This window comes from Anaerotignum sp., from assembly GCF_030625865.1.
Lineage (GTDB): Bacteria > Bacillota > Clostridia > Lachnospirales > Anaerotignaceae > Chakrabartyella.
In genome coordinates this window covers 1-10,812 of sequence record NZ_DAOUQB010000059.1, presented here as the reverse complement: position 1 = coordinate 10,812, position 10,812 = coordinate 1, and the positions used below count along the sequence as shown (strand labels likewise).

Below are 10,812 nucleotides of genomic sequence, written 5' to 3'. Positions count from 1 at the left end.
TTTAATAATTTTATTTTCTATTCTACAATAAATACGACCATTATTATCAAAGTAAATAAAATGAATCACCATTTTTTTAATAAGATTTCTGGCATCTATGTAGTCTATTCACTCACTCCCTTAATCTATTGATTAACTTTTTAATGAAGCTAAATAAATTACCCCTATACCAGCAAATGCCATACTATATTTGACCATAGATATATATCCATTCATCAAAATTGATGTAAAATTACAGTCTAACCCTAGAAAAACACCGCCTAAGGCTAAAACCAAGACTATATATTTTAAAGCATGATTCTTTATATAGTTTATTGGATTTCCTCTTTGCATACCTGCTATACCTGATGTAATAATAATAAAACTCACTACCAGAGTACTTAATATCAGATTCTCAAAAAACAAGCTCGCTGCCAAAGAATATATCCAATTATTAATAGTCAAATAATATATCCTTTGACCTATGTATCCAAGCACAAAAAGAATTATGCCTGCCACCAGTAAATTGCTCTTTGCTTTCTCTAAAATATCAATTTTTTTCATTGTATTCTCCTCCTAAACAATTTTACTTAAATTATAATACATTTTACAATTTATTACAACATACAGCATATATAAATAATACATATAGCATATTATTCTTATCCGCTTCTTGAGCTACTATTATAGTATTCCAAATAAAGGAGGTACATCTTATGGATTGTACTGCTCTGGGTAAGCGGATACGCGAAGAACGCTTAAAACTAAATTTAACACAGGAAAATCTAGCTGAAGATGTTAGTCTTACTCCTGCTTATATTGGTCAAGTAGAACGTGGCGAAAGAAACATAACATTAGAAAAACTAATTGATGTAGTAAACCGCCTGGGGGTAAGCCTAGATTATCTTTTGTCAGATTCTGTAGACAGTAACGAGGATTCTCTTTATAAGGTTTGGTGTCAGCTAATGAATGGGAAAACGGATAAAGAAAAATCTTTAGCCATAAACATATTAAAACTAATATTCAACCACCTAGAAAACTCGTAATTTCGGAGGTACGGAGGTAGCTTACTAATAATTCTTTTAGATATGTTCGGCAAAAAACCGTTGCCGAACATATTGGTGAAATGAACTAAAGTCAAATCGCTTCGCTGACTTTAGTTCATTTCTTTTTCTATTTTTAATTATTTTATTTCTATGATTGAAAAATATAGTTATAAGAAAAATAAATCATAAAAATTTAAAAAGAATAAAAATAAGAAACCTACTGGATTCTAATAATTAGCTATTAAAATTTATAATTTCAAAAAAATACCTCCGTACCTCCGAAAACATTTTCCTTACTTCTTCCAGAAAAAAGAAAAAATAGCTCTTTATTGGAACGACGCTTCCTACATCGTAAGGCGATACCTTACGATGTAGATATGAAGCCGAGTTCCACTTTTATTGGGGTGAGGGCAGCGAAGCGACAGCACTCATCCCTTTTACGCCCCGCGAGATTATTTAATCTATTTTGGCTTTAAAATGCTATATAAACAATTCTAATAACTAGTTGATAAAAAGCTCAACAAAGCCTCAAACCCCATAATCTAGCTCAGTTAAATTTAATTTTCTTATTGTTATTATATAAACCTAAACTATCTAGGGGATTAAACTGGTCAAATCCCGTAGATAAATCCTTACTAAATAGATTAACATATTCTTTAACAACGGTTAAATCACTATGACCTAACAGCTTTTGTAATCTAAATATATCCCCACCATTCAGTATCCATTTTTTAGCAAACGTATGGCGATAAAGGTGAGCAGATGTCTTAGTAACTCCTCTTTTCTTATTATACCTAGCTAGCATTTCCTGATATGTCCTTATGTCAGCTATGTCTCCATATGTATTACAAAAAACATAGTCCTCGTCACTTCCCTTACGGTAGCTTAAATATTCTTTTAATATAGAAACTAAGCTAGATGACAGTGGAATAATCTGAGCTTTTCTATTCTTACTCTTATTAATTTGAATCAGTGAATTGTCAAAGTCTAAATCTCTTATACGCACATTTAATGCGGAGGAAATTCTATTCCCAGTAGCTAATAAGTAATTGGAAAAAACCCAAGTCTTATATTCTGTAAAATTACACGTCTTGATATTAGGTTTTTTAAGCAACACTTTCAATTCTTCATCTGAATAAGTTTCTTTAATTTTCTTATCAGCTTTAATAAATGGGATTAAAAATGGTTTTATGTATTCATTTTCAGAAGCATAGTTGAGAAAAGCCCGTATAGACCTTAGATAGGAATTAATAGTTATATCACTACATCGAGTTCTTAAATATAATATAAAACCATTAATTGTTTCTTCATTAATGTTAGAAATGAGCTGTTGCTGACCACCTATATATTGCTCAAATATTCTATAGTGGTCTTTATAACAGACAATAGTAGAAGCGGATAAATTTCGGACAGTACATTTAATAATATAATTTTCAAAACATTCTCTCACAGTAATTACTTTATCAGGATTACTCAAACAAATTTTTTTCATAATAAAAACTCCTCCCAAAAGTACTCGTTAGATTGTTACAGTTTGTCCTAATAATCTTACGAGTATTTTTTTAAAGAAGGAGCTAATTTTTTGCAATAAAAAAGCTCGTAAATCCTATGATTTACAAGCTTAAATGCGGATGACAGGACTTGAACCTGCACCAGGAAAACCCCGACTAGAACCTGAATCTAGCGCGTCTGCCAATTCCGCCACATCCGCACATGGGCAACTTGCTAAGTAATGATAATATATTTCACTAGAAAAGTCAAGGGATTTTTGTAATTTTTCTTCCTTTAGAGGAATAATGGTATTAAAACAGGTACAATCAGTGTGCAAATTACCCCGCTCACAAAGGCGATTACCGCCGTTTTTCCGTCGGTATGTTTACTAATCATTGCCAGAGTTGTATCCATTGCCGTTGCCCCCGCTGGTGCAATGGCACAATAAGGATTCAAATATTTCACCAAAAATGGTATCACAATGAAAGTTATCATCTCACGGAAAACATTGGATAAAAAAGAAATAGTTCCTCCGATGGGATTGCCCGCATTTGTTAATAAAATTCCAGATAAGCTATACCACCCCAAGCCCGAGACAATGGCCATTCCCTCTTTTATTTTTGTCTGGGTAATTACAGCAGCAAGGGCTCCACCGCATAAAGAACCTAAAATCACGCCTAAGGGAATGAGTAAAATACGAAAACCCAATTTGCGAACCTGTTCAAAAACCTGTCGGTTTAAACCCAAATCAATTCCAACGGAAAATAATAATATTAGAAGCATAACTGTGGATGCTTGATCCAAAAAGGCAGTTATCCCCACGGGCATATACATCCCTCCGAGAATGCCCAATACCAATACAACTAAAATCGCAAGGCTCATTCTTCCTCCTCCTTTTTCAAAAAAAGCCTACTTAGCATAAATACAAAAACAACACTTCCTACCACAGCTAAAATCGCAAACAGTAAGGCTTTTCCCCCTAAAACAGGTAAATTTCCAATGACCTCTCCATCTCGCCCGATGCTTACTCCCATACAAAAAATCAAAAGTAAAAGCCAAAGGGTTTGCAAACGGCAATTTATTTTTATTTGCTTTTCCTTGAGCAAATCAAAAAAACCGATTAAAAAACCAAGCGTCAAAACCATAAAAATTTTCCACATTTCTATGCCTCCCCCAAAAATTTCTCCCATTGCACATCAATAGTTTATGATATTCAAAGGGCTTCCTAAAGGTTATTATCCTTGTTCGGAAAAAACTTTCTCTCTGAAAAAAGTACTCACTTTTCAAAGCTGATAAAAAAGCTGCCCTCAAACAAGAGGGCAACCTTTTTACTGGGCATCTTTCATTAATTGTACCACTTTATCAATTTCTTCCCTCGATACGTAGCAATGGGGCACAAAACGCATCATACCGTTATCTTCCCCATTCATCCGCACATCATAATTCACCATGTAACGCACCAAGGACCCAGAATCTAAAGGATAGCCCTTTAAACAAAAGAACACCATATTAATCTGCTGACGCTCTTCATATACTTCTAAGCCCTTTACTTCTTTCAAACACGTCACCAAATATTTTGCATTATCATGATCTTCCTGTAATCTCTTGGGCATTTCCTGCAAAGCCAAAATGTCGGCTGCCCCTAAAATACCCACCTGACACATTCCTCCGCCCAGTATTTTACGCTTTCTTCTTGATAAACATATGAGCAGCCAATTGCTTCAACTCATTAATGGCAACATCATCACCGTAAACGTCATCTCCAACTTCCGTTTGAAACATTGCTCTTCTCATTTCTTCCGTTGGCACAGTAACCGTATCACTTCTTAATTTCCTACACCTCGCCTAATAGCTTTAGACGTAAGTTGTTGATTTCCTCGTCCTCCAGATATTCATCATAGGTCATCTGTCTATCAATAATACCACCGGGCAGAATTTCAATGATTCTATCTGCAATAGTCTGAACAAACTGATGGTCATGGGAGTCAAAAAGCAGTGTCCCTTTGTAATCAGACAATCCTTCGTTCAACGCAGTAATGGATTCCAAATCCAAATGGTTGGTAGGCTCGTCCATAATCATAACGTTTGCACCGCTCATCATCATTTTGCAAAGCATACAACGCACCTTTTCCCCACCGGATAAAACATTGGCAGATTTTAACGCTTCTTCCCCGCTAAAGAGCATACGCCCTAACCAGCCACGAATATCTGCATCATACTGCTCGCCTTCTTTTGCATTAGGTCTTAACCACTCTATCAAAGACTCCTTACAGCCCTCAAAATAAGCTGCGTTATCCTTGGGGAAATATGCAGTTTTGGTTGTAATTCCCCACTTGAATTTCCCCTCGTCAGGCTCCGTTTCACCCATCAAAATCTGGAATAACGTGGTTCTTGCAATCTCATCTTGTCCAACGAAAACTACCTTCTCATTTGGACGAATCATAAAGCTTATATTATCCAAAACTTTTTTTCCGTCAATGGTTTTAGAAATATTCTCAACCAAAAGAACGTCATTTCCCACTTCTCTGTCCTGCTTAAAGCTACAGAAAGGATAACGTCTACTAGATGGCTTAATGGTATCCATCTGCAAGTTATCCAACAATTTTTTTCTGCTGGTTGCCTGCTTTGCTTTGGATGCATTGGCACTAAAGCGCTGAATAAATTCCTGAAGTTCTTTCATTTTTTGCTCTACACGCTTATTCTGATCCTTAATCTGCCGCTGGGTCATTTGCGTAAAGCTATACCAGAAATCATAGTTACCCACAAACATTGTAATTTTCCCATAATCAATATCTGCAATATTGGTACATACTTTGTTCAAGAAATGTCTATCATGAGATACTACAATTACTGTATTCTCAAAATTCAATAAAAACTCTTCCAACCATCTAATGGAATGAATATCCAAGTGGTTGGTAGGCTCGTCCAAAAGCAAAATATCTGGATTTCCAAATAACGCCTGAGCCAAAAGAACTTTCACCTTTTGTGTACCTGTCAATTCCTTCATTTTTGCATAATGAAATTCATTGGTAACACCCAAGCCATTCAATAAAATTTCAGCATTTGACTCTGCTGACCAGCCATCCAGTTCCGCAAATTCGCCTTCCAACTCAGAAACTTTAATACCATCTTCATCAGAAAAGTCCTCCTTGGAGTACAATTCCTCTTTTTCTTTCATAATTTCATATAATCTCTTATGACCATATAAAACCGCCTGAACCACCTCAAAATCGTCAAACATAAAGTGATCCTGCTTTAATACTGCCATTCTTTCCCCGGGGGTCATAAAAACAGAACCCTTATTTGGTTCAATTTCCCCCGCTAAAATTTTTAAAAATGTAGACTTTCCGGCACCATTAGCCCCAATAAGCCCATAGCAATTTCCTTTTGTGAAATTAATGTTTACATCATTAAAAAGCACTCTGCCTCCATATTGAAGACTTACACCCTGTGCTGCGATCATATTATATTCTCTCCTTTTTTCAAGTCAATCTTTTTTATTATAACATTATCCCGTAGAAAAAACAGTATATTTTGTAAAATGCAATAAATATTTGCATTCCGCCTTATTTTTACAGAAATACTTGCCATCGCCTAGAGCAAATATCTATACAAAATTTCTCATAAAAGAAAACCCTTGGATTCACAAGAGCCTTTAAAAGCATAAGATAACCAAATGCCTTTTTATATAGCTCCCTTTCCAAGGGCTTTCTTTTATTGTTCGTCAGTGCTGTTTTCTAAAAGTGAGATTTCTTTTTCGTAATTAATTGCACCTCTTGCCGCAATCGGAATTTCAATTTTCTTTATTTCGTTTAAACTTAAAATATTTTGTTTTATCAAATATTTCTGAACTGAAATCGTCTCCACGTCATCCTGCGCTAACGCCTGCAATACATGATTCATAACCGTTTCCAAGGTTTTTGTAAAGTCAACGGTAAAGGAGATAGGGGTTCCATCCTCTTTAAGCTGAATCTCAACCGGCACTGCTTCAACACCGGAATAATAGCTCTGATCCACACCATTCATGCCTGCCAATTGCAAGAAAGAGCCTGCTTCTGATATATCATAAACTTTTTCTGCCGGTATATCCCCGGTTATGGTCACGATTCCGCTTTTTTCAGAGGTTTCTGCCCAGTTCTCGACAGATGCCAGTAACAAACCCATACCTTTTCCGGCATCATACATTCCAAGGGATTTCATGGCATTTTTTTCATCTAATGTCATTTCTGTCCATTCTCCGTCATATGCCATATACATATTAACTCCGGCGTCAACCTTTTCCAAATAGGTTTCCGAATCTATTGTGCTCTGTGCATACAAATCTTGCGTCTTAATCTTTAATGCCAATGGTTCATAAACCATCTGAACTTTCGCATTGGTAACTGTTTTCGGATTTTCACCAATTTGTACCTCTGCATAAAAATCAGATTCAAAGCTAGAAGATGCCTCCAATTTTGACTTTGCCAATACAATATAATTTCCTGTTGCACCTTCTTCTGTTGTCTTATTGTTGGAGGTTGATTTTGCAGTACATCCCGCTGTAAAAACCATTGCGATCAAAATAATGAAAACTGCAAACTTTATTCTGTTTTTCACTTTAACACCTCCCTCTAAAGCCTTATGAAAAATTGATTACTTTTTCATTTTATCCAAATATTAATGCCCTTTCAAGGGAATTTGGAATGTTTCAGAAAAATATAAGAAATAACTCTTTATTTTAATACTTTTCTCCACTCTTTCGATTTTTTGCTGGAAAATACTTCTTTATTCTCCACTTTTTTCAATTTCTCTCAATTCCTATCAAATGGCAAATAACCTCTCCCGCCAAAACCATCCCCGCCGCCGGCGGCACAAAAGAAAGGCTGCCGGGGGTCTGTCTTTTGGCTCGTTCTATGGATTCCCCTGGTTTTTGTGGCAGTTCTTTTGAGTATACAACCTTTACCCCTTGTATTCCTCTGTCCTTCAGCTCTTTTCTCATGACCTTTGCTAAGGGGCAAACCGATGTTTTTGAAATATCTGCTACTTCAAATTTAGAAGGATCAAGTTTATTTCCGGTACCCATACAGCTAATAATGGGAACATTCGCTTTTTTTGCCTCCTCTATTAGTATGATTTTGGATGTAATCATATCTATGGCATCTACAATATAGTCATAGGTGGAAAAATCAATAAAGTTTCTATTTTCATTGGTAAAAAAAACAGAATAGGTTTCTACAACAGTTTGAGGCAAAATTTCACCAATTCGTTGTTTCATTACTTCTGTTTTGAATTGCCCAATGGTTTTCTGGGTAGCAACTAACTGACGGTTAATATTTGTTAAAGCCACACAGTCACCATCAATTAATGTCAAGTGCCCCACGCCGCCCCTTGCCAAAGCTTCCGTAGCAAAAGAACCTACCCCGCCAATTCCGAAAACTGCAACCTTAGCATTTTTTAATTTTTCCAACCCTTCATACCCCAACAACAACTCTGCCCTGGATAATTCATGCAAATTCTCCTGCATCTTATTTCACCTTTTTCTTTCATTTTTTAATTCTTTGGGTAAAGACTGCCAAGGCAGCGGTTCATATAAGTGAAAAATGGTACGAACAATGCTGTCTCCGCCCCCCCTCAACTGATAATCTGCCGCAGTCACTGCATCCTCAGTGGCGTTTGCCGTTGCAAAGGCTAAATCAGCCACTTTCATCATAGATACATCGTTTTTATTGCTTCCGAAAACCACCGTCTTTTTTTGAGGCATTGTTTCCAAAAGTTTATTCATCATATATTCCTTGGTGGCATTTTTATGATAAATTTTCAAATGACAATAATCCTCAGGGGTTTCCGACTTATCCCTTAAAAAAAGGAGTTCACCCGTTGTATCCATTTCAGTTAGTTTATCTGTCACATAATCCGCCATTTCGTTCTTTATCACCAAAAGAAGATAAACAACCGTTCCTTCTTCCGGTCTTCCTCCATATACATAATTTCTATGGGGGGAAAGACGCAGCTGCTGATATAGTTTCTTTTCTTCCTCATTTTTAAAATCATGATAGTATATCAGTAACACATCTTGCCAAACTACATTTAAAAAATAATGTAAATCCAGTTCATTTAAAAATGTCTCAATTCTCTCCGTCATTTCCTTAGAAAGACCTTGGCAAGCCAAATAACGCCGTTCTTTCATATCATAAAGTACCGCTCCATCCATGGCGATTACAGGCAATTTCAAGTGAATCATCCCTATATCTGCCATCAAGGAAGCCGGGGTTCTTTCCGTGGCAATGGTAAACGCCATTCCGTCCCTCAGTAACTGATTTAATTCGAAAATAGAATAAGGAGTTATCCCTATTTTTTCTCCATATATTGCCCCGTCAAATCCAGAAACAAAAAGAAAATCCTTCTCCCTGCGCCTTGGCAAATGTGCCATATTCACGCCAAGGGAAACCAGAATTCCCACAATGGTTTCCACCGAACGATTCACTGCATTCATAAGAGGGGTTGCGTCGCCACTACTTAACGTAATACTTAGCAAAACAACTCCTGCCAAGGCTGATGCACCTGGCTTTTTCAACAAAACTGTCGTGTATAAAACAGGAATAATCGTTAAGGAAATAACCAAATATTGTAAATATTCAAATCCTTTTGGGATATATAAGCTCAAAGATGCTGCAATCAGCCCAAAAACCGCTCCAATCACAGTTCCAACACTACGGTTGAAAGCCACATTTACACTATGTTCCACATAAGGCTGCATACAAATTATGGCCGCAATTCCAGAAAAAATAGGCCTATCATTTCCCCCTGATAAATAACTGACTAAAAAGCAAATGGCAACCGCAACCGCTGTTTTGACCATTCTCATGCCAATTTTTGGAAAATATCCCATCTGATGCACTCCTTAAGTGTATTTTTCTCTACAAGTATAGGAGTATATTCCAAAACTGTCAAGTGAACATAAAAAAGGCAAAGGATAACTTCCTTTGCCTTAAATATTTGCGTTACAATAAACGTTTATGCTGCTTTTCTAATGTTGTAATCTTCCAATTCCAAAATAGCTTCCTTAATCATATCAGGTGTGATTTCATAAGGAGTATAATCCAAATCGTACTTTTTCACTGCAGCTTCTAAAACAGGCTCCAATTCTTCAATGGTAACCTCAATATCAGAAAGCTTTGTGGGCAAATTCATTCCCTTGTAGAACTCAAAAAAACGTTCCAACAGCTCATACTGCTTATCTAATGTTAGTAAAACCAATGTACCATAGGAAACAACTTCGCCGTGACGGTGTCGTTCTTCAATCTGATGCAACATGGTCAAACTATTAAACAACGCATGTGCCAAGTTTGTATTATACTTATGAGAATCCACCATATTGGATACCATACCTGTGTTGATAAAAATGTTCAAAGCTACCTGCTCAATGGCTTCGGAAGGACGATTCAATTTACAATCCTCCATTGCCTGAATGCCATATTTCAGCAATGGCTCTGTACAGCAGCTGCTCATGGCACCGCCTGCTTGTTCTGATAAAGTTAATTCTTCCTCTTTACCTCTTACAGAAAATTTTACTTCCGCCTCTTTGCTCATGCCATCGCCAATGCCAGCCCAAAGATATACTTCTGGTGCCTCGGCAATCACTCTTGTAGAGATAAACACATGAACGGGAGGTCTTTCCACACGGAAGAAATCACGGAATACATGATTTGTGTGATAATAAATTCCTAACGCCGAAATACAGGCACAAGTGGATGCAATCGTGGGAAAAGTAAAATACGGTTTTTTCAAATGATCTGCCACCAATTTTGCGCAGTCTATGGCCTTACCGCCACCTACACAAAAAATCATATCCGCATTCTTTACTGCCTCTAATTCTTGTAATTCCTCTGCGTACTCAAAAGCTGCCTCTCCCTTGTACCAGATAAAATCAGTAATTTTCACAGTGCTTTCCTGTGTTGCTTCCAACAAATAATCTTTCGTCTTTTCCAAAGCTGTTTTACCACCAATTGCTACCGCTTTTGTACCATAAGGAGCGCATACTGCTTCAATTTCATGGTAAGCGTCCTCGCCGGCTGTATAGCCCGGAAAAAAAACAGAATAATTACCCATTTCTACGAACCCCCCTAATCGATATATATCATAAGACCCTTAAACCGAAATCATATCTTAGTTGTTCGCTTTTGCTGCTTTAAATTTTCTGATTGCTTCAGCCAATTTAGGCAGAATTACTTTCAAGTCACCAACGATACCCAAGTCAGAAACTTCGAAAATAGGTGCTGTATCATTCTTGTTGATAGAAACAACCAATTCGGAGTTT

The 10,812-nt window shown here is 36.7% G+C and carries 12 protein-coding genes and 1 tRNA gene; 1 reads left to right on the top strand and 12 read right to left on the bottom strand.

Going from position 1 to position 10,812, the window contains the following annotated elements; all coding sequences use genetic code 11:
• Window positions 1–132: 132 nt before the first annotated feature.
• The gene (locus P9Q65_RS12445) at window positions 133–543 is read right to left on the bottom strand and encodes a hypothetical protein (RefSeq protein WP_304509779.1); all 411 of its coding nucleotides are present in this window, start codon (window positions 541–543) and stop codon (window positions 133–135) included.
• Window positions 544–695: 152 nt separating this feature from the next.
• On the opposite strand from P9Q65_RS12445, the gene P9Q65_RS12440 reads away from it, so the two are divergent.
• Entirely contained in the window at window positions 696–1,025 is a 330-nt protein-coding gene (locus P9Q65_RS12440) for a helix-turn-helix domain-containing protein (RefSeq protein WP_304509778.1), read from the top strand.
• 547 nt (window positions 1,026–1,572) lie between these two features.
• On the opposite strand, the gene P9Q65_RS12435 is transcribed toward P9Q65_RS12440, so the two are convergent.
• The 11 genes from P9Q65_RS12435 to P9Q65_RS12385 all read right to left on the bottom strand — a co-directional run bounded on the left by P9Q65_RS12435 (window position 1,573) and on the right by P9Q65_RS12385 (window position 10,604).
• Window positions 1,573–2,517 carry a tyrosine-type recombinase/integrase gene (locus P9Q65_RS12435; RefSeq protein WP_304509776.1) on the bottom strand — a complete coding sequence of 315 codons (945 nt, stop codon included), beginning with the start codon at window positions 2,515–2,517 and terminating at the stop codon, window positions 1,573–1,575.
• 134 nt (window positions 2,518–2,651) lie between these two features.
• A tRNA-Leu gene (locus tag P9Q65_RS12430) sits at window positions 2,652–2,736 on the bottom strand.
• Window positions 2,737–2,810: 74 nt separating this feature from the next.
• Window positions 2,811–3,398 (bottom strand): lysine exporter LysO family protein, encoded by a 588-nt coding sequence (locus P9Q65_RS12425; protein WP_304509774.1) that lies wholly within the window; start codon window positions 3,396–3,398, stop codon window positions 2,811–2,813.
• Complete coding sequence (locus P9Q65_RS12420) at window positions 3,395–3,676, bottom strand: LysO family transporter (RefSeq protein WP_304509773.1); 282 nt, start codon at window positions 3,674–3,676, stop codon at window positions 3,395–3,397. Before P9Q65_RS12420 ends, P9Q65_RS12425 begins: the two co-directional genes overlap by 4 nt.
• Window positions 3,677–3,844: 168 nt before the next feature.
• Window positions 3,845–4,180 (bottom strand): hypothetical protein, encoded by a 336-nt coding sequence (locus P9Q65_RS12415; RefSeq protein ID WP_304509771.1) that lies wholly within the window; start codon window positions 4,178–4,180, stop codon window positions 3,845–3,847.
• Between the two features lie 16 nt (window positions 4,181–4,196).
• On the bottom strand, window positions 4,197–4,298 hold the full coding sequence (locus tag P9Q65_RS12410; protein ID WP_304509770.1) for a hypothetical protein: 102 nt from the start codon (window positions 4,296–4,298) through the stop codon (window positions 4,197–4,199).
• A 52-nt stretch (window positions 4,299–4,350) separates the two neighbouring features.
• Complete coding sequence (locus tag P9Q65_RS12405) at window positions 4,351–5,979, bottom strand: ABC-F family ATP-binding cassette domain-containing protein (protein ID WP_304509769.1); 1,629 nt, start codon at window positions 5,977–5,979, stop codon at window positions 4,351–4,353.
• 251 nt (window positions 5,980–6,230) lie between these two features.
• Window positions 6,231–7,112: a hypothetical protein gene (locus P9Q65_RS12400; protein ID WP_304509767.1), complete on the bottom strand. Its 882-nt coding sequence runs from the start codon at window positions 7,110–7,112 to the stop codon at window positions 6,231–6,233.
• A 184-nt stretch (window positions 7,113–7,296) separates the two neighbouring features.
• Window positions 7,297–8,019 carry a tRNA threonylcarbamoyladenosine dehydratase gene (locus P9Q65_RS12395; RefSeq protein ID WP_304509766.1) on the bottom strand — a complete coding sequence of 241 codons (723 nt, stop codon included), beginning with the start codon at window positions 8,017–8,019 and terminating at the stop codon, window positions 7,297–7,299.
• A gap of 6 nt (window positions 8,020–8,025) precedes the next feature.
• On the bottom strand, window positions 8,026–9,384 hold the full coding sequence (locus P9Q65_RS12390) for an HAD hydrolase family protein (protein ID WP_304509764.1): 1,359 nt from the start codon (window positions 9,382–9,384) through the stop codon (window positions 8,026–8,028).
• A gap of 125 nt (window positions 9,385–9,509) precedes the next feature.
• Window positions 9,510–10,604 carry an iron-containing alcohol dehydrogenase family protein gene (locus P9Q65_RS12385; RefSeq protein WP_304509763.1) on the bottom strand — a complete coding sequence of 365 codons (1,095 nt, stop codon included), beginning with the start codon at window positions 10,602–10,604 and terminating at the stop codon, window positions 9,510–9,512.
• Between the last annotated feature and the right edge of the window lie 208 nt (window positions 10,605–10,812).

Coding starts and splice junctions, on each gene's coding strand:
- P9Q65_RS12435 (WP_304509776.1), bottom strand. CDS start 2,517: ATGAAAAAAATTTGTTTGAGTAATCCTGATAAAGTAATTACTGTGAGA.
- P9Q65_RS12425 (WP_304509774.1), bottom strand. CDS start 3,398: ATGAGCCTTGCGATTTTAGTTGTATTGGTATTGGGCATTCTCGGAGGG.
- P9Q65_RS12390 (WP_304509764.1), bottom strand. CDS start 9,384: ATGGGATATTTTCCAAAAATTGGCATGAGAATGGTCAAAACAGCGGTT.
- P9Q65_RS12395 (WP_304509766.1), bottom strand. CDS start 8,019: ATGCAGGAGAATTTGCATGAATTATCCAGGGCAGAGTTGTTGTTGGGG.
- P9Q65_RS12440 (WP_304509778.1), top strand. CDS start 696: ATGGATTGTACTGCTCTGGGTAAGCGGATACGCGAAGAACGCTTAAAA.
- P9Q65_RS12405 (WP_304509769.1), bottom strand. CDS start 5,979: ATGATCGCAGCACAGGGTGTAAGTCTTCAATATGGAGGCAGAGTGCTT.
- P9Q65_RS12420 (WP_304509773.1), bottom strand. CDS start 3,676: ATGTGGAAAATTTTTATGGTTTTGACGCTTGGTTTTTTAATCGGTTTT.
- P9Q65_RS12415 (WP_304509771.1), bottom strand. CDS start 4,180: ATGTGTCAGGTGGGTATTTTAGGGGCAGCCGACATTTTGGCTTTGCAG.
- P9Q65_RS12410 (WP_304509770.1), bottom strand. CDS start 4,298: ATGTTTCAAACGGAAGTTGGAGATGACGTTTACGGTGATGATGTTGCC.
- P9Q65_RS12445 (WP_304509779.1), bottom strand. CDS start 543: ATGAAAAAAATTGATATTTTAGAGAAAGCAAAGAGCAATTTACTGGTG.
- P9Q65_RS12385 (WP_304509763.1), bottom strand. CDS start 10,604: ATGGGTAATTATTCTGTTTTTTTTCCGGGCTATACAGCCGGCGAGGAC.